The sequence below is a fragment of the Mesorhizobium sp. B2-3-2 genome, assembly GCF_006442295.1.
Classification (GTDB): Bacteria; Pseudomonadota; Alphaproteobacteria; order Rhizobiales; family Rhizobiaceae; genus Mesorhizobium.
In genome coordinates, this window is sequence record NZ_VFWA01000007.1 from 225272 (window position 1) to 252175 (window position 26904).

Here is a 26904-nt window from a genome sequence, read left to right on the forward strand (position 1 = left end):
AATATTGTCTTTCCGGTCGGCGACATGCGGCAGGCGGAGGCCCTGATTTCGCCCGCCGCTTGGCCCCTCAGTCGTAGGTCAGGTCCGTCGCCTTGCCGCCGAACACGCGGTAGGCATAGAAGGAATAGAAGATGATGATCGGCAGCACGACAACGGTGCCGGCCAGGATGATGGCCAGGCTTTCGGGCGCGGAAGCCGCCTGCCAGATGGTCAGCCTGTCGGGCACCACGAACGGATAGAACGACCAGGCGAGCCCGGCAAAGCCGAGCGCGAAGATGGCGGCCAGCGTCAGGAACGGCGTCAGCGAATGGCGGTCATCGGGCCTGGGCAGATGGAAGGTCTGCCGCCACAGCCACAGGAACAGCAGCGCCGACAGGATCGGAAGCGGCGACAGATAGAGCATTTCGGGCAGGACGAACCATTTGGCGAAGATGCGCGGGCTGGCGAAAGGCGTGGCCAGCGACACGGCGGCCATGCCGAGCGCGGTCAGCACCAAGGCGGTGCGCAGCCAGCGTACCGCCTTCTTCTGCAAGTCGCCTTCGGCCTTGTAGATGACCCAGGCCGCCCCCATCGCGGCGTAGGCCGCCGCCAGGCAGAACGCCACCAGCACGCCGAACGCCATGCCGCCCAGGCCGAAGTCGAGGCCAAGCACATAGACGCCCAGCATATAGCCTTGCGCCAGCGAGGCGATGAGCGAGCCGAGGAAGAAGATGCGGTTCCAGCGATGCTTGCGCTCGGTCGCCACCTTGGCGCGGAAGTCGAAGGCGACGCCGCGCAGGATGAGGCCGACCAGAAGCACGAACACCGGGATGTAGAGCGCGCTGAGGATGACGCCATGGGCCATCGGAAAGGCGACCAGCAGAAGGCCGACGGCCAGCACCAGCCAGGTCTCGTTGGCATCCCAGAACGGGCCGATGGCGGCGATCATCGTGTCCTGCTCGGCGTCCTCGGCCGCCGCGAACAGGATGCCGATGCCGAGATCGAAGCCGTCGAGAATGACATAGATCAGGATGGCGAGGCCCATCAGGCCGGCGAAGATGAGGGGGAGCAGGGTCGGCCAGTCATAGGTCATTTCTCTCTCCTACTCGCCAGCCGCCGGCTGCGACATCGGCCTGTTGAGCACGCCCGGCAGCGGCGATGTGTCGCCGTCCTTGGCCGCCTTCAGCGCCAGATGGACCAGCACGCCGAGATAGGCGATCAGCAACAGCACATAGAGAACGAGATAGACGGCCAGCGTCAGCGCCACATGGCCGCCGGCCACCGGGCCGACGGCGTCGGCGGTCCGCAGCACGCCCGTCACCAGCCAGGGCTGGCGGCCGATCTCCGTCGTATACCAGCCGGCGAGCGTCGCCACCCAACCGGAAATGGTCATCGGCACCATGAGCAGCGCCAGCGGCCTCGGCAGGCTGTGGCGGCGCTTGAGGAAGAAGGCGGCCGACCAGGAGACGGCGAGCATCAACAGGCCGGTGCCGACCATGACGCGAAAACCCCAGAACACCGGGAAGACCGGCGGGTGGTTGCCGGGATAGTCGTTGAGCCCCGGCACCACGCCCCTGGCGCTGTGCCGCAGGATCCAGCTTGCCCCGTCGGGAATGGTCACCTCGAACCTGTTTTCCCTGGCCGCTTCATCGGGAATGGCAAACAGCACCAGCGGCACGTTGGGGCCGGTGTTCCAGTTGGCCTCCATGGCGGCGATCTTCTGCGGCTGGTGCTCGAGCGTGTTCAGGCCGTGCTGGTCGCCGGCAAGGATCTGGACGGGGATGAGGATGGCGGCGGTGAAGACGCCGGTGCGCAGCGCCTTCCACATCGATTCCGAGCGGTCGCCCTTGAGGTAGCGCAGCGCCGACAGGCCGGCGATCAGGAACGACACCGTCAGGCCGGAGGCGAGCAGCATATGGACGAGCCGGTAGGGCATGGAGGGGTTGAAGAGGATCGCCCACCAGTCGACGGCATGCGCGACGCCGTCGCGCATCTCGAAGCCGACCGGCGTTTGCATCCACGAGTTCAGCGCGATGATCCAGAAGGCCGACACGGTGGTGCCGCCGGCGACCAGCACGGTCGCCAGCGTGTGGATGCGGTTGGAAACGCGGCGGAAGCCGAACAGCATGATGCCGAGGAAGGCCGCCTCGAGGAAAAAGGCGGTGAGGATCTCGTAGGCCAGCAGCGGCCCGGCGATGTTGCCGACCGTTTCCATGTAGCCCGGCCAGTTGGTGCCGAACTGGAAGCTCATGGTGACGCCGGAAACCACGCCCATGGCGAAGGACAGCGCGAACACCTTCACCCAGGTGAAATAGGCGCGCATCCAGGCCGAATCATTGGTCGCGTTGTAGCGGAGCTTGAAGAAAAGCAGCACCCAGCCGAGTGCGATGGTGATGGCTGGAAACAGAATATGAAACGAAATATTCGCACCGAACTGGATGCGCGAAAGGATGAGCGGGTCCATGGCGGGCTCCGGCTGCTTCTAATGGGCCGAGAATAGGCTTGTAGGGCCGGCCGGTCAAAGCGGCGTCCCGCCGCGAGGCGGAACGCCGCAGCGCCAAGCCAAGATGACGCAGCACCGGGCCTGCCGCGCTTTGCGAGCAGTCCCATCCCACTATCGACGTCGAACGCGCATCGGCCCGGGACGACCGCACCCGTCGCACCGTGTTGACCTTGGAGAGGCGGCACGCCCGATCTCGGCCTGTCTCTTCATCCGCGGGCATGGCCTGTCTGCAACGAGTGTCGAGAACTGTCAGCAACTTCATTGACTTCCGGTTGCATGCGGCGACATTCGGCCTATATCTGGGGTCCTCTTTCAAGCAGCCGTTTTCAGCCATGCAGCCTGTCATATCCATTTCCGGGGTCACCAAGACCTACGCCACCGGCTTCAAGGCGCTGAAGGAAATCAATCTCGATATCGAGCGCGGCGAGATCTTCGCGCTGCTTGGCCCCAACGGCGCCGGCAAAACGACGCTGATCTCGATCGTCTGCGGCATCGTCAACCGTTCGTCCGGCAGCGTCACGGTGGACGGCCACGACATCACCAAAGACTATCGCGCCGCGCGCGGCCTGATCGGGCTGGTGCCGCAGGAGCTGACCATCGATGCCTTCGAGAGCGTCTGGGCGACGGTCAACTACAGCCGCGGCCTGTTCGGCAAGCCTGCGAACCATGCCTTTGTCGAGAAGGTGCTGCGGGATCTCTCGCTATGGGACAAGAAGGACGCCAAGGCGATCACGCTTTCGGGCGGCATGAAGCGGCGGCTGATGATCGCCAAGGCGCTGTCGCACGAACCGCGCGTGCTGTTCCTCGACGAGCCGACGGCGGGCGTCGACGTCGAACTGCGCCAGGACATGTGGGCGATGGTGCGGCGGCTGCGCGAGGACGGCGTCACCATCATCCTCACCACCCACTATATCGAGGAAGCCGAGGCGATGGCCGACCGCGTCGGCGTCATCAACCGCGGCGAGATCATCCTGGTCGAGGGCAAGGCCGAACTGATGCGCAAGCTCGGCCGCAAGCGCCTGGTGATGGAACTGCGCAGCCCGCTCGACGCCATTCCGGACGCCTTCTCGCACTACGCCCTGGAACTGTCGTCGGATGGCGGGCAGATCACCTACACCTATGACAACCAGAGCGACCGGCCGGGCGTGGCATCGCTGATCCGCGATCTCGAGGCCGCCGGCATCCAGTTCCGCGACCTGGACACGCAGAACAGTTCGCTGGAGGAGATCTTCGTCAATCTTCTGAGGCAAGAGCCATGAACCTGCGCGCGGTATGGGCGATCTACCGGGTGGAGATGGCGCGCGCGCTGCGCACCGTTTTGCAGAGCATCGTCTCGCCCGTGCTGTCGACGTCGCTCTATTTCGTCGTCTTCGGATCGGCCATCGGTTCGCGCATCACCGAGATCGACGGCATCAGCTACGGCGCCTTCATCGTGCCCGGGCTGATCATGCTGTCGCTTCTGACGCAGTCGATCTCCAACGCCTCCTTCGCCATCTACTTCCCGAAATTCGTCGGCTCGATCTACGAGCTGTTGTCGGCCCCGGTCTCCTATCTCGAGATCGTCCTCGCCTATGTCGGGGGCGCCGCCACCAAGTCGATCATCCTCGGCCTGATCATCCTGGCGACGGCCTCGCTGTTCGTGCCGCTCTCCATCCAGCATCCGTTCTGGATGCTGGCCTTCCTGGTGCTGACGGCGGTGACCTTCAGCCTGTTCGGCTTCATCATCGGCATCTGGGCCAGGAGCTTCGAGCAGTTGCAACTGGTGCCGCTGCTGATCATCACGCCGCTGACCTTCCTCGGCGGCAGCTTCTATTCCATCAACATGCTGCCGGGCGCCTGGCGCACGGTGACGCTGTTCAATCCGGTCGTCTACCTGATCAGCGGCTTCCGCTGGAGCTTTTTCGGAAAATCGGACGTTTCGGTCGGCATCAGCCTCGGCATGACCGTGGTTTTTCTGCTGATCTGCGTGGCGACCGTCGCCTGGATCTTCAAGACCGGCTATCGGCTGAGGAACTGACGGGCGAAGACCTGCCAAGTCGCGGCCGCATCTAGAGCAATTTCAGCAAAAGTGTATACGGTTTTCCCGGGAAAAGCGCGTAGCGCTTTCCCTTGGGAGTTGCGTCAAAACAAAGAGTTAGAGCGGTTCTCCGTTTCCGTGAACGGTGAACTGCCCTAGATCGCCTTGACCAGCCGCAGCAGGCCCAGCATCTCCATGTATGTTCCCTTGCGGAAGGCGACGTAGACCGGCTCCTCGATGCCGTGGAAACGGCGCTTGAACGCCGCCTGCCCCTGCAGGTTGAAGCGGCGGCGGTTGACCCAGGGCGAATCATAGGCGCGCTGGAAGGCGTTGCGCCAGAAATCGCTTTCGGCAAATCCGCTGGGGCCGACGTCGACCAGCGGCGACAGCCCGAGCGTGACGACCGAAATGCCTTCCTCGCGAAAGCGGCCGACGGCGAATTTGGTCAGGCCGACCTCCGCATGCGGCGAGGCGTCGATGTGCTTGCGCTTGAAGGCGGTGGTATAGCCGATGACCTTGCCGCCGCGAAACAGCGGATCGAAGTCGAGCAGGGCGACCAGTTCGCCATCGGGGCCGTGCAGCACGAAGCGGCGCATATCGACGCCCACATGGTCGGCGAAGTGCCGGTTGAGGAAGCCCATCTCCCAACGCTTGACGATGCGGTCGCCGCGCCAGTTCGCCGAAAGCCGGGAGATCTCGTCGAGAAAGATCGTCCGCTTGTCCTCGGCGAAGGAAAAGCCCTTTTTCAACAGCCAGCGTTCGGAGTAGCGCACGGTTTCGTTGCGCTTGCCGGAAAAATCGTGTTCGGGCAGCGGCAGACGGGTGTCGATGCCCAGCCGGTTGACCTTGTAGCCGAGCCCGGCCAGCACCCGCGCCGACTGTTCGCCGATCTGCACGAACCAGGGGCTGCCGGCGGTCTCGACGAAGCGCGTGATGTAGTCGGCCCGATGGGCCGGATCGGCGACCGGGTCGCCGAGCGCGAAATGATGCTTCATCTTGGTGCCGAAGGCGATGTAACCGTCGGCGTCGCCGAAATAGGAGAGCCTGCCTTGCACGGCGGAGGAGTAGGCGAGCGAGAAATCGCCATGGCGGCGCACCAGCGCCAGCCGTTCGGCATGGGTGAACGCCTGGCGCTCGACCTTGGGCGAGGCACGCTCGAGGATTTTGTCGAGATAGATCCGCAAGGAGGGCATGGGTCGAGATTCCGCGTGCATCTGCGGCGCGCACCCGGGTACGCTATACGCCGTGGCGCCTTGATTTTGCACAGGAAGCCGAAAAAAGCGTTTCGAGGACTTCGGATTCCTGTACCTGTAACAGAGATCCGCCAGCCCCCGGATCTCGAATCAATCACATTGCCGCGACCTGATTATCGCCGATCTCGCGTATATGCCATATAGGACGCAACCGCGGTGCGGCGCATGGCCTCGAAATCCGGGGCCGATCTGCTGTATGGATCATGCGCGGGAGGGCGTCCTGCCGGTGTCGGCGGAAGCGCCACAAGGTGGAATGGGGTTCGTGATCGAATGGCAGATACGAAAATCAGACCGGCAGCGCACCAGACGGTAACCATCGAACCGGCGATCGTCATCGGGGCCGGCGCCGCCGGTCTCGCGGCAGCGCAGGCGCTGATCAAGGCCGGCGTGGCGACGGTGGTCCTGGAAAAGGAGCGCCGGTTGGCCGAGCCATGGCATCGGCGTCACCAGCAGCTGCGCCTCAATACGCACCGCGATCTTTCGGCACTTCCCGGCCTTGCCTATCCGAAGGGCACGCTCGCCTTCCCCCACAGAACCGCCGTCATCCGCTATCTCAACGATTTCAGCGAGGCGAACCGGCTGCCGGTGGAGCTCGGCGTCGCCGTCGAGACGGTCCTGTTCAAGGGCGATCACTGGGCGATAGCGACCAGCGCCGGGATGCGCCTGGCGCGCCACGTCGTGATCGCCACCGGCCGCGACAGACAGCCGTTCATCCCCGAATGGAATGGAATGCGGGATTTCGCCGGCCACATCATCCATTCGGCGGATTTCGGCGACGCGAAGGACTATGCCGGCAAGAAGGTGCTGGTCGTCGGCGCCGGCAACTCGGGTATAGACGCGCTCAACCACCTGGCTCAGGCAGGCGCCGCCTCGCTGTGGCTGTCGGCCCGCAATGGTCCGTCGGTCCTGCCCAAGCGCATCGGCAAGATTGCCGTGCACCGGCTGTCGCCGCTGATGGCGCGGTTGCCTTTGCGGGTCGCCGATGCGGTGATCGCCTTGACGCAGCGACTGGTTTTCGGCGACCTGACGAAATTCGGCGTGCCGCCGGCACCGGTGGGCGGCGCCAGCCGCCTGACCACCGACTACACCGCGATAGCCGCCGACGAGGGCGCGATCGACGCCATCCGCTCGGGCAGGATCACCGTGGTGCCGGGAGTGCGGGAATTCACCCGCGACGGAGTCATCCTGGCCAATGGCAGCCTGATCGATCCCGATATCGTCATTGCCGCGACGGGCTACCGCACCGGGCTTGAGCAGATGGTCGGCGATCTCGGCGTGCTCGACGGCAAGGGCGTTCCGCTCTTCAACGGCGGCGATGCGGATCCGAAACTGCCTGGCCTCTGGTTCACCGGCATGCGGCCGAGCATCCGCGGCTGCTTCGCCAATGCCGCCATCCAGGCCAAGGCGATCGCCGAGCGGATTGCCCGGCGGATCGCCAATTCCGGCCCCTGAAACGTGCTGGTGGTTCGTTTTACGCGTCGGACGGAAACCCACTTTCCTGCAATTGCTCTAAATCGCGATCTTGCCGCCGCCTTGCCTGGTAATGGCGACGACCGCCGGCCGCACCGGCATGTCCGGCTTGAAATCGGGCCAGCGCGTCGACGGATCCTCATAATAGGACGGGCGGCCGAACGCCTCCCAATCCTCGCCGCCGTCGCCCGGATGCTGGACGGCGACGAAGGCAGTCTGATCGTCGGGCGCAAACAGCGGCCCGCACATTTCAGCGCCGATCGGCACGCGGAAAAACAGTTTTGACGTCGCGCGCGCCAGCCCTTCGGTGTCGACCGCCCACAGGCCGTCGGTGCGGCCGGTGGCCTTCGGGCCCTGGCCGTCGGTGGCGACCCACAGACGCCCGGCCGAATCGACCGCGCAATTGTCGGGCATGCCGAACCAGCCATTGGCCGTGGTGGCGGTGGAGAAGGTGGCGCCGACATCGGCAACCGCCGGATCGCCGCACTTCAGGAGCACTTCCCATTTGCCCTTGGTGCCGGCGAAATCGCCGCCATCCTCCGATATCTCGATGATGTGGCCGAAGACGTTGTCGGCGCGCGGGTTGGCGGCGTCGACCTGGTCGGCCTTGCGCTTGGAATTGTTGGTCAGCATGACATAGACCTTGCCGTTGACACCATTGGGCTGGATGTCCTCGGGACGGTCCATCTTGGTAGCGCCGAGCAGGTCGGCGGCACGCCGCGTCTCGATCAGCACGTCGGCCTGGCCGGCAAAGCCGTTCTGCGCCGTCAGCGGACCGTGGCCGAAGACGACCGGCAGCCATTCCACCGTACCGTCGGCGGCGAATTTGGCGACATGCAGCGTGCCGTCGTCGAGCAGGTTCATGTTGGCGGCGCGGTCGTCCGGATTGAAACGGCCCGCGGTGACGAATTTGTAGACGTAGTCGAAGCGCTCGTCATCGCCGAGATAGAAGACGACGCGCCCATCCTTGGCGACGATCGATTCGGCGCCTTCATGCTTGAAGCGGCCCATTGCGGTGCGCTTCCTCGGCGTGGATGCCGGATCGTTGACGTCGACCTCGACGATCCAGCCGAAACGGTTGGGCTCATTCGGCTCCTTGGCGAGGTCGAAGCGGTCGTAATGCGCGCCCCATTCATAGGCCCCTTCCGGAATGCCGAGGCGCTTGTAATTGGCGGCTTCCTTATGGCCTTCCGGCAGTTCGCCCGAGAAATAGCCGTGGATGTTCTCCTCGGCCATGACATAGGTACCCCAGGGCGTGACGCCGCCGGCGCAGTTGTTGAATGTGCCGACGACCTTGGTGCCGGATGGGTCGGCATTGGTCTTGACACGGTCATGACCGGCGACCGGGCCTGACAGCGCCATTTCGGTGTTGGAGGTGATGCGGCGGTTCAACTTGCCGTCGCGCACCACCTGCCACTTGCCGCCTTCCTTGCGGATCTCGACGATGGTGCCGCCATGTGCCGCCATCTCGACGTCGACCTGCTCCTTCGAGAGCGGTGCGAGTTCGGCCGCTTTCTTGCCGTCCTTCTCGACGATCTTGACGATGCCCGGGAACATCAGATGCGGATTGGTGTATTCGTGGTTGACGACCAGCAGGCCATGCTCGGCGGAGCCATCGATCCCGATATAGCCGACATAGTCGTTGTTGTAGCCGAATTGTCTTGCCTGGGCCTCAGCCGACTGTCTGGCCGGGTCGAACGCCGGCGAATCGGCAAACAGCGGATCGCCCCAGCGCAACAGCACGTCGGCATCGTAGCCCGACGCGACATGGTGCTTGTCGTCGATACCGGCTTCGAGTTCGTCGAACGAAAAGGCCGAACCCTCGGCGGCACGCGCATCGTCGGCGGCCACGAGCGCCAACGGGCCGACGGTGGCGGCGATGGCCGAGACGGCCAGCGAACCTTTGAGGAAGGCGCGGCGGGAGAACCGCTCGGCGATGATTTCGCCCATGGTGCTGTTGTCAGTGGGGTTGGTCGCCGGACCTTCGTTTTCCTCAAGCAGGCTGGTGCGGAATCTGGCGTCGGGCGAGCGATGGTCGGTCATGGGTCTGCCTCTGGCTTCCTGGATGGCTGGAGCGTGTCACGCGTTTCGACCCCTTATAGACGATCGGTCACACTTTCGTGACATTCGTGCACCCGCCAGCTTGACCGCGAACCTCGCGCCACATCCGGTTTGAAACTCGGACTAAGGTCCTAAACCGATCGGGGCGAAGGTCCGGATTGCCGCGGCATCGGTCGTGGGCCACTTACACGAACACGCCATGTCGCCGATGGTCGCGTACCTGCACGAGATGGCCTCTGAATTTGCCGGTCCGATCAAGTGAGGGACTGATGCGCAGCTCGATCATGGCTCATTGTTGCTGGCTGGCCCTGAGAGCAGTGCCGGCACTGGCGCTGACCATAGCCCCCTATCACCTCGATTTTCACGGTTCCACCGCAGGCATTGCCGCGTCCGGCGCCCAAGCCGCACCTGGTGGGAACGGCGGCAATGGGGGTAACGGGGGTAACGGAAATGGTGGGGGCGGGAATAGCGGCGGCGGCAACAATGGCAACGCCGGTGGCAACAATGGCAACGCCGGCGGTAACGGGAACAATGGCGGCGGCAACACTGGCAAGGGGAAGGGTGCCAACAGCTCCGGCAAGCATGTGAACGCAACAACCGGCGATCGTGTCGAAATAGACGATAACAAGATCGTGGTGCAGCACCCTAACGGCTTCGGCGAAGAGATCGAGAAGGGTCGCTTCAAAATGACCGACGCGCTGGGACGCACGATCGTCGAGCGCCCTGCGACGGCGGCGGATATAAGCCGCCTCAAGGGGCTGTAGAGCGGGCATCGCCCGCTCTACGTGTCACCTCCGCCGCCCCCCGGCGGAGGTGAGCTTGTCGCTCCGGCCCCGTACAGGGGCCGTCTTTTTTTGCCCTGGAGCGTTCCGCTGCACCGCGCTTCAGGTTTTCATTTATGCGTGTCGTTATCCCAAACCGGGGATCCCTTGCGGCGACCAGGATTAGCTGCCGGCCCGATCCCGCGCTTCGCGCATCAGCAGCGCCGCCTCGGTGCGATTGCGCACGTTGAGCTTGGACAGCACACCGGTCATATGATGCTTGACCGTTTTTTCCTGCAGCGCCAGCCGCAGCGCCACTTCCTTGTTGCTCAGCCCTTCCGCCACCAGCTGCAGGATCTCGGCCTCGCGTCCGGTGAGCTGACGCAGGCGGTCCGTCCTGCCGTTGGCCGGCTGCAGCGATTGCAGGTCCGAAAGCAGGCGGGCCGACAGGGTCGGCGACACATAGGTCTCGCCGGCCGCGACACCATGCAGGATTTCGGCCAGCATGCGCGAGCCGACCCCCTTCAGCACATAGCCGCGCACACCGGCGTTCAGCGCCCGCGCCACGTCGGCATTGGCCTCCGAGACCGTCAGCATGACGATCTTCTGTCCGGGATTGGCACCCAGTATGCCGGCCACCGACGCAAGACCGTCACCCGGCATGCTGATGTCGAGCAGCAGTATGTCGGGCTGCAAAGTCGAGGCGATGCGTTCGGCATCCTGCGCCGTGGCGCCCTGGGCCACCATTTCGAAGCCGCCGATCTCCGACAGGCTGCGGGTAACGCCTTCGCGAAACAGCGGGTGGTCGTCGACAATGGCGACACGGATGGTAGCGATCATGGTTGATCCTCGACGGCTAGCGTAATCATCAATCGTGTTCCCTGCGGGCCGGTCGTGGTCTCGAACTGGCCACCAATGCTTTCGATGCGCTCCCTGATGCCGGCGAGCCCCAGGCCCTCGGCCCGCCTCGGATCGAATCCGGGCCCGCCATCCGATACTTCAACGAAGAACTTGCCGCCTGTCATCCCGGCCTTCACCTCCTGATCCTTGCCCTGCCCATGACGGTAGGCGTTGTTCAGCCCCTCCTGGACGAAGCGATAGATGCTGATCTTCTCCGAAGCGCCCAGTTCGGGCAACTGCCTGGATAGGGTCAGCGCCACGGAACTGCGGGTCCTGCGTTGATGCTCGTCGACGGCAAGACGCAGAATGTCGCCGGCCGCGGCCGTTTCTATCTGCGGCAGGACAAGGCCGTTGCAGATGCCGCGGATTTCACGCATCGCGTCGTCCAGCGCCATGCGGATCATGGCGATCTCGGCGTTACGGCTGTCGCTGGAGGCACCCTCGCCGGAAATGGCGGGGCTGTCCAAACGCAGCGCCGCCAGCGCGACGAGCTGAGCCGGCCCGTCATGAAGGTCGGCACCGATGCGACGCAAATATCGTTCATTGAGCGCCGTGGCACGGCGCGACGCCTGCTGGACGCGCAGGCGCAGCGCCCGGTTCTGCGAGACCAGCGCCTGCAGCTCGGAGACCTGGCCCTGCAGAACGCCGCGCTGCTTGTCGATGGTGCGGCTGCCACGTATGACGATCCCCGACAACAGCAGCAGCGCCGCCAGCGTGGCGCCGGCCACGATCAGCCAGCTCGACAGCAAGGCGGAAGCCAGAGCCGCCTGGAAATCGTCGGCGATCTCGTAGAATTCGGTGACGGCGACCACCTCGCCCGACCAGGGTTCGCGGACTGGATTGTAGATTTCCAGCAGCGGCACGCCGGCGGCCCTCTCCTCCTCGTCGTCCTCGTCGCCTAGCTCGTTGAACTCGGCGACGACATTCCCGGCGAAGGCGGCACGCAGGTTGGCGCTCGGGCCGAACTGCCGGCCGATCAAGGCCGTGTCCTTCGAATACAGCACCGTGCCGTCCCGACGCCACAGCTTGAAGGAAAACAGCCGTTTGCCGAGCGCGCCTTGGCCGAGGGTCTCGTCAAGCGCCCGTTTGACGGTGTCATCGAGCTGGCGGTTCGTGCGCAGATCGGGGAGCAGCGGAGCGATCACGCTGTCGACATAAAGGGCAGTCGTGGCCGCCGAATTATGGAGCACGCTTTCGCGGATTTGCGCGGTGACCCAGAAGCCGACCACCAGCATCACCGCAAGCAGCCCAAAACCGCCGGCAATGATGAACTGCAGAGCCAGCGTAAGTCCGTTCCAGCGCCGCGACAAGGTTTCGAGAAATCGCACGACACGCTCCTCGCCCCCACCCGCAGGGGCAGGGCAGTGGCCGCGACTTTGGCGCTTCGGTCCTGCCGACACAAGAGCCTGGTCCCACGGCAGCTGCTTGACGTCCCGACGCGCTTGCGAAACAAGGCACGGACGACCGGCATCAATATCGAGGGGCAGGGTGAGTTTTTCGGGGTTACTTCAGCTCGGTCTTTCGACCGTGATCTTTCTGCTGGCGGCGGCGGCGGCCAAGCAATGGGGGATGGCGCCCAGCCTGGGCAAGATCGTGCTGACGCTTGCGCTCTATTCGCTGGGCAACCTGATCATGCTGCGGCTGGTTCGCGAGTTCGGCATGTCGGTGTCGTTCAGCCTGTCGGCCGTCATCCAGCTGGTATCGGTCAATCTGGTGGCGCTGATATTCTTCGGCGAACGCATCAATACGCTGCAAGCGGCCGGCATCGTGCTGGCGATCGCGGCCGTGGCGCTGATCACGCTCGGACCCTATGTGCAAGGGCGATGACCGGCAAACCATGGTTGCGAAACGAGGTCCGATGAAGACTGCGGCAAAGGCTCTGCTGAGCCGGGTCGAATTCCCGGTGCTGCTGGCCGGCCTTGTGGTCGCCGCCGGCCTCTGGGGCTTCGTGGAATTGATGGAGGTGGCACGGGCCACCACGCCGCACGCCTTCGACGCTGAAATCATGCTTGCCTTCCGCCAGGCGGGCCAACCCGGTATCCCGGTCGGCCCGCCGTGGATGGAAGGGGCGATGCGCGACATCACCAGCCTCGGCAGCACCAGCGTGCTGGTGCTGATCACGGCGGCGACGATCATCTATCTGCTGTTGATCCGCAGGCCCGGGACCGCGCTTCTCATCTTCGTCGCCGTGGCGGGCGGCCAGACGCTGTCGAGCCTGCTGAAGCTCGGCGTCGACCGGCCGCGGCCCGAGCTCGTCTCGCATCTGGTCAACGAGACCTCGCTTTCCTTCCCGAGCGGCCACGCGATGCTGTCGGCGGTGACCTATCTCACATTGGGCTCGCTTGCGGCGCGCTTCCTGCATGGCCGGACGACGAAGATCTATGTTCTGGCCCTCGCCGTGCTGACGACGGTGCTGGTCGGCATCAGCCGCATCTATCTCGGCGTCCATTGGCCGTCGGACGTGCTGGCCGGCTGGTGCGCGGGCTTTGCCTGGGCCATGCTGTGCTGGTTGGCGGCAAGGGTCCTGCAGCGGCGCAGGGTGGTGCGTGACGATGCCTGACGACGCCCGAGCGGGAAGCGGTCAGATCAGCCGGTTGATCAAGTGTCCGCAGCCCGTTAGCAGAAGGACCACCGATATCAGGCATGCCGATGTCGTCAATGTCTTGAAGATGGTCAACCGCGTTATCCCCTGCCCCAGATGGAACACCATAGCTCTCAATGCCCGGGAAGTATCCGAAAAATGCTCGATAGCTATGATGATCAAGGGTCAAGCGTGCATCCTGATGCTTGAAACATCATAATGATCCTATTATACATCATATCCGCAGACTCAGACGGGGATCCCGGCCGATGATCACTGCCGCGCAGATGCGCGCCGCGAGGGCGCTGGCCGGCATCGATCAGAAGACGCTCGCCGAGCGCGCCGGCGTTTCGCTTCCCACTATCCAGCGTATGGAAGCGAGCGATGGCGTGGTCAGGGGCGTGGTCGATACGCTGATGAAGGTCATCCAGGCCCTCGACGAGGCCGGGGTGGAGCTGATCGGCGAGAATCAACCCAGTGAGCGCGGCGGCCGGGGCGTGCGCCTCAAGCCTGCCGTGCCGCCCAATCCGAAAGCTGAGCCGGCATAAGTCGCGACGGCGACCGCCGACAGTCCTGCCGACGATCCCGCCGCCTTTCAAGTGCGGAAGGCAGTCCATGGACGAGATCGGGCAGACACTCCACAAAATCGCGCGCAAACCGGTCCATGGGCCGGCAAAGCCGACTTTTTCCGAACTGTTCACACCGAAACTGGCGACGGTCTGGCGCGAAGGCTACGGGCTCGAACATCTCAGGGCCGATGCCATTGCCGGGCTGACCGTCGCCATCGTCGCCTTGCCGCTGTCGATGGCAATCGCCATCGCGTCGGGGGTGACGCCGGAGCGCGGGCTCTACACATCGATCATCGGCGGCTTCATCATTTCGGCGTTCGGCGGCAGCCGTTTCCAGATCGGCGGCCCCGCGGGCGCCTTCATCGTGCTGGTGGCGGCGACGGTCGCGCGGGTCGGCGTGGACGGGCTGTTGCTGGCGACGATGATGGCCGGCATCTTCCTCATCGCCATCGGGTACCTGCGGCTCGGCACCTACATAAAGTTCATTCCCTATCCGGTGACGGTCGGCTTTACCGCCGGCATCGCCGTCATCATCTTCTCGGGCCAGATCGTCGAACTGTTCGGGCTGAAGCTCGCCGGCAAGGAGCCAGGCCCGCTGGTGCCGAAGCTGACGGCGATCGGCGAGGCGGCCGGCACGATCAATCTCGCGGCGACCTTCGTGGCGGTGCTGACAATCGCAACCATCGCTTTCGTGAAGCGCTGGCGGCCGAAATGGCCGGCGATGTTGATCGCCATCGGGCTGGCGTCACTCGGGGTGGCGCTGTTTGCGTTGCCGGCCGAGACGATCGGCACGCGCTTTGGCGGCATCCCGCGCAGCCTGCAATGGCCGGCGCTTCCCCCTGTCAGCCTCGACAGGATGATCGACGTGCTGCCAGACGCCATCGCCTTCGCGTTGCTGGGCGCCATCGAATCCTTGCTGTCGGCCGTCGTCGCCGACGGCATGACCGGCCGCCGCCACCGTTCCAACTGCGAACTGGTGGCGCAAGGCTTCGCCAACATCGCCTCGGCCCTGTTCGGCGGCATCTGCACCACCGGCACCATTGCCCGTACCGCCACCAATGTGCGGGCCGGCGCGCACGGGCCGGTTTCGGGCATGATCCACTCCATGATCCTGCTCGTCCTGATGCTGGTGGCAGCACCGCTCGCCAGCTACATCCCGCTCTCCGCCCTCGCCGGCGTGCTGGCGGTGGTGTGCTGGAACATGTTCGAGAAGCAGGCTTTCGCCACGCTGCTGCGCGCCTCGCGCGGCGATGCCCTGGTGCTGATGGCCACCTTCCTGATCGTGGTCTTCCGCGACTTGACCGAAGGCATCGTCGTGGGCTTCGCGCTGGGCTCGATCCTTTTCATCGACCGCATGGCGAAATCCATCGCCGTCGAAGCCGACCAGACCCTGGTGCCGGAGGATGTCGCCGACCGCGAGAGCGTCTATGATTCCAGGGACGCGACCGACGCCGACACCGTCGTATACCGCATTTCCGGCGCGTTCTTCTTCGGCGCCGCTTCGACCGTCGGCGCGGTGCTCGACCGCATCGCCGACCAGCGCAAGAACTTCATCCTCGACTGCTCGGCGGTGCCGTTCTTCGATTCGACCGCGGCCAATGTCATCGAGGGCGCCGCACACAAGGCCAGGCGCGCCGGCGTGCGCTTTGTCATATCGGGCGCTTCGCCGCAGACAAGGCGCACGCTGATCAACCACGGCCTCAAGCGCCCGCTGGTGACCTACGCCGCCTCGATCCGGGCCGCGCGAGCGCAGCTGGAGGGAAAAAGGGCGGCGCAGTAGTTGCATTCTGCTTGCTGTCAACGCGCCGGGAAGCACCTCTCATGGGTTGAGCGATCGCGAACCGCTGACGAACGGACTTCCCCGGACATAAAATCGCAGCAGGCGGTCCGCATCCTTCGAAATGCCGATCCGAACGCCCTGCCCGATTTCGCCGGGGTCGCGGCCATCGCTTGCAAGCCAGAGAGGGCCCTCCCGGCAAAGATCGAGCCCGTCGAGCGAACGGTCGATCCGCAACGCCATGGCGAGCCTTCCCGGTCCTCGCGCCAGGTCACGCAGGCGCTCGATGCCGCGATTGAGCCGCATGATCGGAATGCCGTCGAGCGGCTCGAGTGCCCTGATCAGGACGCCGGTTCCGATTCCGGGCACCTCGCTCGAGACATTCAGCATGTATGAGATGCCGTAGGCGAGATAAACATAGGCATGCCCGCGCTCGAGAAACAGCGAGCGGTTGCGCGAGGTCATTCCCCGGTAGCCGTGCCCGGCAGCGTCGCCGGCTACATACGCCTCGGTTTCGACGATGCGGCCGCTGGCAATGCCTCCGGGCAATTCCCGCACCACGATCTTGCCGATGAGATAGCGCGCGAGAACGGCCGTATCGTGCGGCAGTTCCGAACGGGCGAGCGGGCGGCGGACGACCATCCTCATGGCGGCTGGTTTTAGATCCGCCCGGCCCATGTGGCAAAGGCTCTCGTAAAGTCGGCTCCGAAAATCTGGCTTCTCAATCGAGCCTCAGCGCCGCGATTTCGCCCTCGTTCATCAGCGGGACATAGAGGATCGACTTGCCGTCGGTACCGATGTCGGCGCTGCCCGGCCTGAAATGCGCTACTGCTTCCGGCGTGCCGCCCTCTCTGTACCGGTAGAGCGTGCCGGTCATATAGGCCGTGGCGTAGATGCTGTCGCCCCTGGCCACGACGCCGTCGAGATCGGCGAAGTTCTGGGCGCCGGGCAGCGGCGTCACCGTCTTGCCGGCGAGGTCGACCACGAGCAGCCCGCCGGGCTCGGCCGTACTGAAATCCGGCTTTATGCCCTTGCCCCACGAAGCCAAGATCAGCCTGCCGCCACCGGCGAAGATGCCGTTGGGCGAAGCAAGCAGCGCGTCCTTGACGAACGGCACCGGCTTGTCGCCGTCGATGCGGTAGATGGTGTCGGCCAGCATGTCCGTGACATAGACCTTGCCGGAGACATCCGACGTCATGTCGTTCAGGAAGACGGCGTTCGGCACATCGATGCTGGAGATGAGCTTGCCGCTGGCGAGATCGACGACGCGGATTCTTGTGATGTCGGCGACGTAGAGCCTGCCGCCCGAGATCGCCATGCCTTTCGGAGCGTCCACGCGGCCGACCCAGTGACGGGTGATCAGCTTGCCGTCGGAGGATAGCAACGACAGATAGCCGTTGCCGTCGGCCTCGCCGGGATTGCCGACGATGTTGGAGACAATGATGCGGTTGCCGGCGGCGTCGAAGAGCGCCGATTCCGGTTGCTCGAAACCGGTGGCGCGCCAGGCCTCGCCGGCCTGCGCCGGGAGGGCTAGCGCGATGCCGGCGACCGCGACGGCGACAAGGATGGAGGGGCTCTTCATGACTGGTCTCCTGTGATTGCCGGCGCAGAGCTAGCTATTTCGATACTTCCGGGGAAGACCGATCGCTGCTAGTATCGAAAGTCGATACGAAACCTCGCAAAAGAGATTCATTCCATGAACGGTCCGATCTTCGAGGCGCTGAAGCGGACATTGAAGGCCAAGGGCCTCACCTATCGCGCGCTTGCCGAACGGATGGGTGTCTCAGAGCCGACGGTGAAGCGCATCTTCCACGAACGCAACTGCAAGCTCGACAGGCTGGTGGAGATCTGCGCGGCCGCCGGCGTCGAGCTGGAGAACGTGCTCGGCTCGATGAACAGGGGACCGGGACCGGTCAACCATATCGCGCCGGAGATCGAGCGCAGGCTCGCCGGCCGGCCGGCGCTGCTGTTCGTCTTCGTCATGCTGTCGGAAAAGTTCACGCCGCAGGGCATCATGCGCTCGCAGGGGCTGAGCGAGGCCTCGATGTTCCTTTATCTGCGCGACCTCGAGGAGCTGGGCCTGGTGGCGCTTGGGCGCGGCCTGTCGGCAAGGCTGCTGGTGGAGACGCCGATCCAGTGGAATTTCGAAGGGCCGCTCAGGCCGCTATTCGAAATGACCAACAAGAATTTCATCGGCTGGGCCATAACCCATATCGAGAACGAGGCGACCTTCGTCAGCTTCTCCAGACGCATGCGCCCGGAAACGGCCGAGATGGTGCGGCGCGAGGCGGAAGAACTGGCCGACCGAGCCCGGCTGCTTGCCCATCATGACCAGCACACGACGCCGGAGGACGCACTGGTCGGCTACAAATGGACGTTCGCCTTCGGTGCGACGCCGTTTCCCGCAATCATGCCGATCGGCCCGCACCCGCGTGATGCCGGTGCGCGAATGAAGGGCCAGCCCCTCCCGGCGAGCCACCCACGGCCAATGCCGGCATGACCGGCGATGAATGCCGTTGCGTCACCTCGCCGCCAATTCCTCCGCAGGCGGAGCGCCGGCAAGATCGTCGCGCGCCTTGCGGGCCAGCTTCTTCGTTGAGCGCCTGGGACTGTCGCCGAAAAGTTCGGCCGCCTCGGCAAGGCAGGATTTCCTCAGGCTCTTTTCGGAACGCTTCAGGAGTTTGCCGAGGAGTTTCGTATCCCCGGGCGGCCCAAGCGGCTCGCCGCCGGCATCCAGCATCGCGCGCATGACGAAGACGTCGTGCAGTTCGCCGAGTTGCTCTGCGAGCTTCTCGACCGCCTTGCGACGAGCCTTGATTGGCGTTGGCCACAGGCGGCCGAGCAGCGACAGATGCATGCTGTGGGTCTTGGCCGCCTTGCGCAGGTCATGGAAATCCTCGGCCTCGCCGCTCGAGGCCGCCTTGTCCAGCGCTTTGCGCGCGCGCCGCAATATGGCGCGGGCGCCCTCGGCCAGAATGTCGGCGGCCCGCTCCGGCTGGTCCGGCAAGGACAGCCTGTCGACGCGTTCGAGGCCCTCCTGGCAGGCGGCGATGGCAGCTTCTATGGCCGCGTCGAGACCGGCGCCGGCATGAAGCGCGTGCTGGCGCATCACCAGGCGATCGCGGGCGGGGCCGAGGCCGTCACCGGCGCCTTGCCCCGGAAAGGCGTCGGCCAGACGGTCGATCGTCTCGATCAAGGCGGTCGCCTCGCGCGGTCCGGCGAGCAATGCCGAGACCTGCCTGTAACGCTCATTCTCCGCGCGACAGAATGTTTCGTCACCGGAACGGACCAGACGCAACAAGGCGCGCACGCTCTTCAGTCGGTTGCGGGATTTGTGCAGTCCCTGCTCCGGCCTGTCACGCGCCGTGTCGAGATGAGTAAGCGCCTTGCCGATTTCCTCGGCCAGGATACGCCTGACCTCGCCGGTCAGCGGCAGGCGCGGATCGATGCGAAAGCTCATGCGGCGATCTCCGGAATCCCCCCGAGGGCGAGCGACGCGTTGTAGAATTTCTGTTCGCCAGTCACCTCGCGGCCGAGCCAGTCTGGCAGCATTTCATCCGGGACATCGTCCGGCGTCTCAAGTTCGGCCACCACAAGCCCCGCCAGCGCGCCGCCAAAGACATCGACTTCATAGAGATAGCCGCCATGCCTAACATGATGACGTGTCTTCTCGATGACACGCCCGATGGCGAAGCCGAGCATCTCCACGGCGTCTGCCAGCGGAATGGGATATTCGAATTCGTCGCGCTCGCGCGCCTTACTGCCGAAGCGTCAGCCTGGCCGAGGCGCCGTTGCTGATGCGCACGCGCACCGTGCGTCCCGGCGCGGCGGCGAGATAGAACTGGAGGATGCGGATGTCCGCCTCGACCAGATCCCGCCATGCCGTGCCGGAGACCAGGAACTTGCGCTCGACTTCCTTGCCCATGGCCGCGCACTAAAGCCGGCGCGGGCCGGGATGGCAAGCATGTCCGGGATCCGATTTGACTTTAATCAATCGATTGATTAAAGTATGCCACATGATCAAGTCGCCCGAAGCCCGAAATCCTCGCCGCGAGCCGCCCGCCGCGGAGATGACGCGTGAAGCCCTGGTCCGCGCGGCGCTCAAGCTGTTCGGAAGACAAGGCTTCGACGGCACCTCCACGCGCGAGATCGCGGCGGAGGCCAAGGCCAATATCGGTTCCATCGCCTATCATTTCGGCAGCAAGGAGGGGCTGCGCCTCGCCGCCGCCGACCATATCGTGGAGACCATACAGTCGGTCGCCGGCCAGGCACTCGGCGAGGCGCGGGCGCCGGCAATCGCGAACCCCGAGACGGCGCGCGCGCAACTGTTCGCGGCGCTGGAGCGGATGGTGGCATTCGTCGTGGCGCAGCCGCAGGCCGGCGAGATCGTGCAGTTCGTGCTGCGCGAGCTCTCGCACCCGACCGCGGCGCTCGACCGCATCTATGAGGGCGTATTCGAGCCGACGCATCGGCGCCTGTGCCTGCTCTGGGAACAGGCGACCGGTGAGGAGGCCGAGAGCGAGGCGACCCGGCTCACCGTGTTCACGCTGATCGGACAGGTCATCTATTTCCGCATCGGCCGCGAGGCGGTCATGCGCCGCATGGGCTGGCGCGAGATCGGCGCCGCCGAGGCCGCCAAGGTGGCGGCCGTCACATCGGACAACCTCAGCGCCATACTGGCCGCCCGGAAGGGATCGAGACGATGAGCTTTCTGTGTTCGCTGCCGCTTGCCGCTCAGCTCATCGGTGCCTGCGCACCGGCGTCGCCGTTGGCCGTCGGCTATGTCGAAGGCGACTATGTGCTGCTGGCGCCGATCGAAGTGGCGCAGGTCGAGACCGTCGCCGTCAAGCGCGGCGATCGCGTCACGTCGGGCACGACGATCGTGACGCTGGAAAACGCCGACGCGAAAATCGCGGTCGCACAGGCCACGGCGAGTCTCGCCCAGGCGCAGGCGCAGCTTGCCGATCTGCAAGTGGGCAAGCGGCCGGAAGAAATCGCCGCCCTCAAGGCCCAGGTCGACATGGCCAAGGCGCAGGCTGACGATGCCAGACGCAAATACGACCGCGCCGCCGACCTGTTCAGGCGCGGCACTGGCACGCAGGCCGACTACGACACCGCCTCCGCCACGCTGGAGACGGCCAATGCGCAGGTCGGACAGGCGCAGGCCAATCTCGCCGCCGGCGGCCTGCCGGCGCGTCCCGAGACGATCAAGGCCGCCGAAAGTCAGGTCAAGCAGGCGCAGGCCGCGCTCGACCAAGCGGCGTGGCGGCTGTCCAAGCGCACCCTGGCGGCCCCTTCTCCGGGCCGCGTCAGCGACGTCATCCGCAATCCGGGCGACACGGCAGGGCCGACCGCGCCCGTCATCTCGGTGCTGCCCGACGGCGCGGTGAAGCTCAGCGTCTATATACCGGAAGCCGCCTTCTCCTCGGTCAAGGTCGGCACCTTGCTCCGCGTCCATTGCGACGGCTGCGGCCCGGATGTGAAGGCGCGCGTCAGCTATGTCTCGCCCGATCCGGAATTCACCCCGCCGGTGATCTATTCGCTGGAGAACCGGCAGAAGCTGGTCTACCTCGTCGAGGCGCGGCCGGAGGGTGACGCCAGCGCCCTGCAACCGGGCCAGATCGTCGATGTCGAGCTGGCGGTTTCAGGGAAATGAACGTCATCGACGTGCACGGCCTGGTCAAGCGCTTCGGCGACAAGACCGTCGTCGACCATGTCACGATGACGGTGGCGGAAGGCGAGATCGTCGGCTTCCTCGGCCCCAACGGCTCGGGCAAGACCACCACCATCCGCATCATGTGCGGCCTGCTGACCCCGGACGAGGGCGAAGGCACGGTGCTGGGTTTCGACATCCTCACCGACAGCCTGCGCATCAAGCGCGAGGTCGGCTACATGACGCAGAAGTTCTCGTTCTACGAGGATCTGACGATCGGCGAGAACCTCGAATTCGTGGCGCGGCTCTACCGGCTGAAGCCGGTAGAGGAGCATGTCGCCAGGACCCTGGAGGAACTCGGCCTGACGACACGCCGCAACCAGCTCGCCGGTACGCTGTCGGGCGGCTGGAAGCAGCGGCTGGCGCTGGCCGCTTGCATCATGCACAAGCCGAAGCTGCTTCTGCTCGACGAGCCGACGGCCGGCGTCGACCCCAAGGCGCGGCGCGAGTTCTGGGACGAGATCCACCGGCTGGCCAGCGGCGGGCTGACCGTGCTGGTCTCCACCCACTATATGGACGAGGCCGAGCGCTGCCATCGCATCAGCTATATCTCCTACGGCAAGATGCTGGCGACGGGCACCGTCGCCGAGGTGGTCAGGAATGCCGGCCTGACCACTTTCGTCCTGCAGGGCCCGCGCCTCGACCAGGTGGCGCAAGCGCTCGAAGGCCGGCCGGGCGTCGACCAGGTGGCGCCGTTCGGCGCGACGCTGCATGTCGTGGGGGCCGACAGGAAGAAGCTGGAGGCGGCGCTGGCCGATGTCGAGAAGGAGCACAAGGGCGTGACGGTGGCGCCGGGCGAAACCAGCCTCGAGGACGTCTTCATCCAGTTCATGTCCGGCTCGAAGGACAACATGGCATGAACGCGGTCTTCTCCTTCGCCCGGCTCGGCGCGCTGCTGATCAAGGAGTTCATCCAGATGCGCCGCGACCGCATCACCTTCGCCATGATGCTGGGCGTGCCGCTGATCCAGCTGGTGCTGTTCGGCTACGCCATCAACAACGACCCGAAGAGCCTGCCGGCGGCACTCGTGGCGACGAGCAGCGATCCCTATACGCGCGCCATGGTCTCCGCGCTGCAGACCACCGGCTACTACCGCTTCGACCATGTGGCGCAAAGTGCCGAGGAGGCCGAATTCCTGATGGCGCGCGGCGACGTCGCCTTCGTCGTCACCATTCCGGCCGATTTCGCGCGGCGGGTGGAGCGCGGCGACAATCCGCAGATCCTGATCGAGGCCGACGCCACCGACCCGGCGGTTGCCAGCGGCGCCATCTCGACGCTCAGCACCGTCGCCGGCCAGGCGCTGCTCAGAGCGCAAGGCATGCAGGAGGCCGCCGCCGAGGCCGCCCGGGGCCAGCTCGATGTGGTCGTGCACCGGCGCTACAATCCGGAAGGCATCTCGCAATACAACATCGTCCCCGGCCTGCTCGGCGTCATCCTGCAGATGACGATGGTGATGATGACCTCGATCGCGCTGACGCGCGAGACAGAACGCGGCACGATGGAGAACCTGCTCGCCATGCCCTCGAGCCCGCTCGAGATCATGCTGGGCAAGGTGCTGCCCTATCTGGCGGTCGGCGCGGTTCAGGTCGTGGTGGTGCTGGCGGCGTCGAAGCTTCTGTTCGCCATCCCCTTCACGGGGTCGATGACGCTGCTCTTGTCGGCTGTGCTGGTGTTCGTGCTGTCCCTGGTGCTGCTCGGCTACACGATCTCGACCGTCGCGCGCACGCAGATGCAAGCGTTGCAGCTCACCTTCTTTTTCTTCCTGCCGTCGATCATGCTTTCGGGTTTCATGTTTCCCTATCGCGGCATGCCGGGCTGGGCGCAGATCTTTGGCGAGATCTTTCCCCTCACGCATTTCCTGCGCATTACCCGTGCCGTCATGCTGAAGGGCGCGCAGCTGCCGGCGGTGGCCGTGGAGATCGGCTGGCTGATGGTGTTCGTGGCGCTGTTTGCCGGCGTCGCCCTTGTCCGCTTCCGCCGCACGCTGGACTAAACAGCCCCCGGAAGGTTGGAACCATGCTCCTGCGCCGGCGTTGTCGATCAGCCTCGCCGCTGCCACTTGCGGGCCAAGATGGCCTCCTCAGTGCAAGCGAAGCCTTTGGCATCTCGAAGTCCAGCCGGATCATCTGGCGGGATCCGGAATGCCATCACAACAACGGGATAGAGCACAGACTTGCAAGTGTATTGCGCTCTATCGACCAGCAATGGAGGCAATGATGAGACTGTATCTTTCCGCCACCGCGGCCGGGCTTCTGCTTGCCGGCATCGGTGCCGCCGCCGCTCAGGACGTGATCATCGAGCCGCAGCAGGAGACCGTCATCCGCGAATATGTGCACAAGAAGCCGATCGCCTCGGTCGACCTGCTGGGCGTCCAACTGGCCATCGGCTCGACCTTGCCGGACACAGTGGAACTGCATGCGATCGATGTCCCTGATGTGCAGTACCGCTATGTCGTCGTCAACGGTCAGACCGTCCTCGTCGATCCCGGAACCCGTCGCATCGTGAAGGTCATCGACTGACGGCACTGGGGCAATTCCAGGAAAAGTGCGCAGCGGTTTCCATCCGGAATTGCGAAACAACAAGGCTGCCCGCCCTGCCACGCGGGGCGGGCCTCAGGCGGCAGCAGCCATGATCTTGGCATAGGCGTCGAAATCGACATTGCCGCCAGAGAGCACCACGGCCACGCATTTGCCGGCCAGGTCGATCCTACCCGACGAGAGCGCCGCCAGCCCGACGCAGCCGCCGGGCTCCACGACCAGCTTGAGATGGGCCATGGCGTCGCGCATGGCCTGCTTCGTCGCCTCCTCCGAGACGGCAATGCCGCCGGCCAGCGTCCTGCGATTGATCTCGAAGGTGAGCGCGCCCGGCTCGGCGACGAGAAGCGCGTCGCAGATCGAGGTGTGGCCGGGCTCGTTCGCTACCCTGGCGCCCTCGGCCAGCGACCGGCTGGTGTCGTCGAAAAATTCCGGCTCTGCCGCCCAGACGGCGGTGGCGGGCGAACCGTCCTTGACCGCGATCGAAATCCCGCTGCTCAGCCCGCCACCGCCACAGGGAACGATGACGGCGTCGAGGTTCACGCCATGCGCCTTGGCCTGACGCAGCAGTTCGAGGCCGATCGTGCCCTGGCCAGCGATGATGGCGGGATCGTCATAGGGCGGCACCAGGACCATGCCCTTCTCCACGTAAGGCCGAACCACGGCCACGCGGTCTTCGCGGACGCGATCGAAGGCGACCACTTCGGCGCCCATCTTGCGGACATTTCCGATCTTCACGGCCGGGGCGTCCGACGGCATGGCGATGACCGCCCTGACGCCGAACATGGCGGCGGAAGCGGCAACGCCTTGCGCATGATTGCCCGAGGAAAAGGCGACCACGCCGCGGCCGCGCTCCTCGGCCGATAGCGAGGACAGCTTGTTGTAGGCGCCGCGGAACTTGAACGAGCCGGTACGCTGCAGCGTTTCCGGCTTGAACAGGATGCGACCGCCGAAGCGGCTGTTGAGCTCGGGCGATTCGATCAGTGGCGTCTCGACGATAAGGCCGGAGAGCCGGGCGGCGGCGGCGTGGATATCGGCGATGCCGGGAGGCGTGGTCATGGCGGGTCCTGTAGATGTGGTTCGGCCATGGTGCACGCAAAGGGCCGCGCGAGGCCAACAAAAAAATGTAACCGTCACAAGGTTTGGGGTCACGACGGCCAGCAGTGCTGGCCGTCACCTGCCTGCCGGTCCGTCCAGTTCAACCCTCACCCCAACAACGTCCGCTGCCGCTTGTTGCCGCCGGCCTTGCGCCAGGCGTTGAAGCGATGGGTGGCGGCGGCGAAGGAAATCTTCATCTGCTGGGAGACCGAATAGCGCGACTTGCCTTCGTCGAACATGCGGTAGCAGCACTCGACGCCTTCCTCGGTCAGCTTGCCGTCGAGGGTCTTGTTGTGCGGGTTGGCCGGGTCGAACTTCTCGATCTGCTGCTCGACCAGGCCTTTCAGGCGCTGCAGATCGGCCTCAATGCTGGCGATGAGGTCGAGGACAGGTTTCGGGTCGAAGTGATGGGCGTGCGGCTTTGCTGTCATCGAACTTCCTCGGTTGTTGGCTTGAGTTCCGTCATATAAGTGAACATTTGCCAATAATGAAGGGCCGGCGCCGGATAGCTGCTTCAACAAATCTTGACCGGCCCCCAGGCACACGATTGACCGATGCGGCGGCAAACTTTAGTTTAGAACAATTCTAAACTAGGGTGATTTCCTCATGCTTTCCCGTGTTTTCGGCTTCGGCCGCCGTTCCTTCGATTCGCTCTCCGAACAGGAGATCCTGGCGCTTGCCATCTCGTCGGAAGAAGACGACGGTCGCATCTATCGCGCCTATGCGGATGGGCTGGCGGAGGATTTTCCGCAATCAGCCAAGATGTTCGAGGACATGGCCGAGGAGGAGGACGGTCATCGCGACGCGCTGATCGAGCTTTTCCGCAGGCGTTTCGGCGAGCGCATTCCGCTGATCCGGCGCGAGCATGTGAAGGGTTATTACGAGCGCAAGCCCGACTGGCTGGTCAAGCCGCTCGGCATCGAGCAGGTACGCCGCCAGGCCGAGGCGATGGAGCGGCAGGCCTATCTGTTCTATGTCGAGGCGGCCAGGCGCACCACCGATGCCTCGACCAGAAAGCTGCTCGACGAACTGGCGGCGGCGGAACAGAGCCATGAGAGCATGGCGCAGCGGTTGGAGCAGCAGCACGTGCCGGGCACCGTGAAGGTCGAGGAGGCGACGGCCGAGCAGCGCCAGTTCATCCTCACCTATGTGCAGCCGGGACTGGCCGGACTGATGGACGGTTCGGTATCGACGCTGGCGCCGATCTTCGCCGCCGCCTTTGCCACGCACGACACCTGGCAGACGCTTCTCGTCGGCCTCGCCGCCTCGATCGGCGCCGGCATCTCGATGGGCTTCACCGAGGTCGCCTCCGACGACGGCAAGCTGTCGGGCCGGGGTTCGCCGGTCAAGCGCGGCCTGACCGTGGGCATCATGACGACGCTCGGCGGCCTCGGCCATGCGCTGCCTTACCTCATCCCGCATTTCTGGACGGCGACAGCGGTTGCCGCCGTGGTGGTGTTCTTCGAACTCTGGGCGATCGCCTTCGTCCAGAACCGCTACATGCAGACACCCTTCCTGCGCGCCGCCTTCCAGGTGGTGCTCGGCGGCGCGCTGGTGTTCGCGGCGGGCGTGCTGATCGGGAACGCTTAGGCGCTTCTTCCTTCTCCCCTTGTGGGCCTGTTGCGTTATTAGGGTCGGAGCGCAAGAGGAGAAGTAAGGGCCAATGCGGGGTGCCCTTCGGCGCGGGT

At 64.9% G+C, this 26904-nt stretch carries 26 protein-coding genes and 1 pseudogene; 15 read left to right on the forward strand and 12 right to left on the reverse strand.

Annotation, left to right across the window (positions count from 1 at the left end):
- Window positions 1–67 precede the first annotated feature (67 nt).
- Complete coding sequence (locus FJ964_RS18650) at window positions 68–1072, reverse strand: cytochrome d ubiquinol oxidase subunit II (protein ID WP_140551748.1); 1005 nt, start codon at window positions 1070–1072, stop codon at window positions 68–70.
- A gap of 9 nt (window positions 1073–1081) precedes the next feature.
- Window positions 1082–2443, reverse strand: coding sequence for a cytochrome ubiquinol oxidase subunit I (locus tag FJ964_RS18655; protein ID WP_140551749.1), 1362 nt, complete (start codon window positions 2441–2443; stop codon window positions 1082–1084).
- A 371-nt stretch (window positions 2444–2814) separates the two neighbouring features.
- Between FJ964_RS18655 and FJ964_RS18660 the strand changes: the two genes are divergently transcribed.
- Window positions 2815–3741 carry an ABC transporter ATP-binding protein gene (locus tag FJ964_RS18660; RefSeq protein ID WP_140551750.1) on the forward strand — a complete coding sequence of 309 codons (927 nt, stop codon included), beginning with the start codon at window positions 2815–2817 and terminating at the stop codon, window positions 3739–3741.
- Window positions 3738–4499, forward strand: coding sequence for an ABC transporter permease (locus tag FJ964_RS18665; protein ID WP_140551751.1), 762 nt, complete (start codon window positions 3738–3740; stop codon window positions 4497–4499). Before FJ964_RS18660 ends, FJ964_RS18665 begins: the two co-directional genes overlap by 4 nt.
- A gap of 155 nt (window positions 4500–4654) precedes the next feature.
- Here FJ964_RS18665 and FJ964_RS18670 read toward each other — a convergent pair whose 3' ends face one another.
- Window positions 4655–5692: a phosphatidylglycerol lysyltransferase domain-containing protein gene (locus FJ964_RS18670; protein ID WP_140551752.1), complete on the reverse strand. Its 1038-nt coding sequence runs from the start codon at window positions 5690–5692 to the stop codon at window positions 4655–4657.
- A gap of 330 nt (window positions 5693–6022) precedes the next feature.
- Here FJ964_RS18670 and FJ964_RS18675 point away from each other — a divergent pair, with 330 nt between their 5' ends.
- Window positions 6023–7204: an NAD(P)/FAD-dependent oxidoreductase gene (locus FJ964_RS18675; RefSeq protein ID WP_140551753.1), complete on the forward strand. Its 1182-nt coding sequence runs from the start codon at window positions 6023–6025 to the stop codon at window positions 7202–7204.
- A gap of 57 nt (window positions 7205–7261) precedes the next feature.
- On the opposite strand, the gene FJ964_RS18680 is transcribed toward FJ964_RS18675, so the two are convergent.
- Complete coding sequence (locus FJ964_RS18680; RefSeq protein ID WP_140551754.1) at window positions 7262–9265, reverse strand: PhoX family phosphatase; 2004 nt, start codon at window positions 9263–9265, stop codon at window positions 7262–7264.
- A gap of 287 nt (window positions 9266–9552) precedes the next feature.
- On the opposite strand from FJ964_RS18680, the gene FJ964_RS31010 reads away from it, so the two are divergent.
- A complete protein-coding gene (locus FJ964_RS31010) occupies window positions 9553–10047 on the forward strand; it encodes a hypothetical protein (RefSeq protein WP_181172515.1) in 495 nt (164 codons plus the stop codon).
- A 180-nt stretch (window positions 10048–10227) separates the two neighbouring features.
- Here FJ964_RS31010 and FJ964_RS18695 read toward each other — a convergent pair whose 3' ends face one another.
- Window positions 10228–10884, reverse strand: coding sequence for a response regulator transcription factor (locus FJ964_RS18695; RefSeq protein WP_140551756.1), 657 nt, complete (start codon window positions 10882–10884; stop codon window positions 10228–10230).
- The gene (locus FJ964_RS18700; RefSeq protein ID WP_140551757.1) at window positions 10881–12272 is read right to left on the reverse strand and encodes a sensor histidine kinase; all 1392 of its coding nucleotides are present in this window, start codon (window positions 12270–12272) and stop codon (window positions 10881–10883) included. The genes FJ964_RS18695 and FJ964_RS18700 overlap by 4 nt, the downstream gene beginning before the upstream one ends.
- 160 nt (window positions 12273–12432) lie before the next feature.
- Here FJ964_RS18700 and FJ964_RS18705 point away from each other — a divergent pair, with 160 nt between their 5' ends.
- The 4 genes from FJ964_RS18705 (at window position 12433) to FJ964_RS18720 (ending at window position 15874) form a co-directional block, all read left to right on the forward strand.
- The gene (locus tag FJ964_RS18705; protein WP_140551758.1) at window positions 12433–12771 is read left to right on the forward strand and encodes a hypothetical protein; all 339 of its coding nucleotides are present in this window, start codon (window positions 12433–12435) and stop codon (window positions 12769–12771) included.
- A 31-nt stretch (window positions 12772–12802) separates the two neighbouring features.
- Window positions 12803–13504: a phosphatase PAP2 family protein gene (locus FJ964_RS18710; protein WP_140551759.1), complete on the forward strand. Its 702-nt coding sequence runs from the start codon at window positions 12803–12805 to the stop codon at window positions 13502–13504.
- A gap of 290 nt (window positions 13505–13794) precedes the next feature.
- Window positions 13795–14073 carry a helix-turn-helix transcriptional regulator gene (locus FJ964_RS18715; RefSeq protein WP_140491757.1) on the forward strand — a complete coding sequence of 93 codons (279 nt, stop codon included), beginning with the start codon at window positions 13795–13797 and terminating at the stop codon, window positions 14071–14073.
- Between the two features lie 67 nt (window positions 14074–14140).
- Entirely contained in the window at window positions 14141–15874 is a 1734-nt protein-coding gene (locus tag FJ964_RS18720; protein ID WP_140551760.1) for a SulP family inorganic anion transporter, read from the forward strand.
- A 39-nt stretch (window positions 15875–15913) separates the two neighbouring features.
- On the opposite strand, the gene FJ964_RS18725 is transcribed toward FJ964_RS18720, so the two are convergent.
- Complete coding sequence (locus FJ964_RS18725) at window positions 15914–16513, reverse strand: DNA-3-methyladenine glycosylase (protein WP_140551783.1); 600 nt, start codon at window positions 16511–16513, stop codon at window positions 15914–15916.
- Window positions 16514–16592: 79 nt separating this feature from the next.
- Complete coding sequence (locus FJ964_RS18730) at window positions 16593–17453, reverse strand: ATP/GTP-binding protein (protein ID WP_140551761.1); 861 nt, start codon at window positions 17451–17453, stop codon at window positions 16593–16595.
- A 114-nt stretch (window positions 17454–17567) separates the two neighbouring features.
- Between FJ964_RS18730 and FJ964_RS18735 the strand changes: the two genes are divergently transcribed.
- Entirely contained in the window at window positions 17568–18371 is an 804-nt protein-coding gene (locus FJ964_RS18735) for a helix-turn-helix transcriptional regulator (RefSeq protein WP_140551762.1), read from the forward strand.
- Between the two features lie 21 nt (window positions 18372–18392).
- Here FJ964_RS18735 and FJ964_RS18740 read toward each other — a convergent pair whose 3' ends face one another.
- Together FJ964_RS18740 and FJ964_RS18745 are read right to left on the reverse strand one after the other, a co-directional pair.
- A complete protein-coding gene (locus tag FJ964_RS18740; protein WP_140551763.1) occupies window positions 18393–19331 on the reverse strand; it encodes a CHAD domain-containing protein in 939 nt (312 codons plus the stop codon).
- Window positions 19328–19796, reverse strand: a pseudogene (locus tag FJ964_RS18745) (CYTH domain-containing protein). Before FJ964_RS18745 ends, FJ964_RS18740 begins: the two are co-directional and overlap by 4 nt.
- A gap of 91 nt (window positions 19797–19887) precedes the next feature.
- Here FJ964_RS18745 and FJ964_RS18750 point away from each other — a divergent pair.
- The 5 genes from FJ964_RS18750 to FJ964_RS18770 all read left to right on the forward strand — a co-directional run bounded on the left by FJ964_RS18750 (window position 19888) and on the right by FJ964_RS18770 (window position 24103).
- Entirely contained in the window at window positions 19888–20577 is a 690-nt protein-coding gene (locus FJ964_RS18750) for a CerR family C-terminal domain-containing protein (protein WP_140551764.1), read from the forward strand.
- Window positions 20574–21527, forward strand: a complete 954-nt coding sequence (locus FJ964_RS18755) for an HlyD family efflux transporter periplasmic adaptor subunit (RefSeq protein WP_140551765.1) — start codon at window positions 20574–20576, stop codon at window positions 21525–21527. Before FJ964_RS18750 ends, FJ964_RS18755 begins: the two co-directional genes overlap by 4 nt.
- Window positions 21524–22444 carry an ABC transporter ATP-binding protein gene (locus tag FJ964_RS18760; RefSeq protein WP_140551766.1) on the forward strand — a complete coding sequence of 307 codons (921 nt, stop codon included), beginning with the start codon at window positions 21524–21526 and terminating at the stop codon, window positions 22442–22444. Before FJ964_RS18755 ends, FJ964_RS18760 begins: the two co-directional genes overlap by 4 nt.
- Window positions 22441–23577, forward strand: coding sequence for an ABC transporter permease (locus tag FJ964_RS18765; RefSeq protein ID WP_140551767.1), 1137 nt, complete (start codon window positions 22441–22443; stop codon window positions 23575–23577). Before FJ964_RS18760 ends, FJ964_RS18765 begins: the two co-directional genes overlap by 4 nt.
- Before the next feature lie 223 nt (window positions 23578–23800).
- Window positions 23801–24103, forward strand: coding sequence for a DUF1236 domain-containing protein (locus FJ964_RS18770; RefSeq protein WP_140551768.1), 303 nt, complete (start codon window positions 23801–23803; stop codon window positions 24101–24103).
- A 93-nt stretch (window positions 24104–24196) separates the two neighbouring features.
- On the opposite strand, the gene FJ964_RS18775 is transcribed toward FJ964_RS18770, so the two are convergent.
- Both FJ964_RS18775 and FJ964_RS18780 read right to left on the reverse strand, forming a co-directional pair.
- A complete protein-coding gene (locus tag FJ964_RS18775; protein ID WP_140551769.1) occupies window positions 24197–25177 on the reverse strand; it encodes a threonine/serine dehydratase in 981 nt (326 codons plus the stop codon).
- 146 nt (window positions 25178–25323) lie between these two features.
- Window positions 25324–25647, reverse strand: coding sequence for a hypothetical protein (locus tag FJ964_RS18780; RefSeq protein ID WP_140491777.1), 324 nt, complete (start codon window positions 25645–25647; stop codon window positions 25324–25326).
- A gap of 175 nt (window positions 25648–25822) precedes the next feature.
- Between FJ964_RS18780 and mbfA the strand changes: the two genes are divergently transcribed.
- On the forward strand, window positions 25823–26806 hold the full coding sequence (gene mbfA / locus FJ964_RS18785; protein WP_140491779.1) for an iron exporter MbfA: 984 nt from the start codon (window positions 25823–25825) through the stop codon (window positions 26804–26806).
- Window positions 26807–26904: the final 98 nt, after the last annotated feature.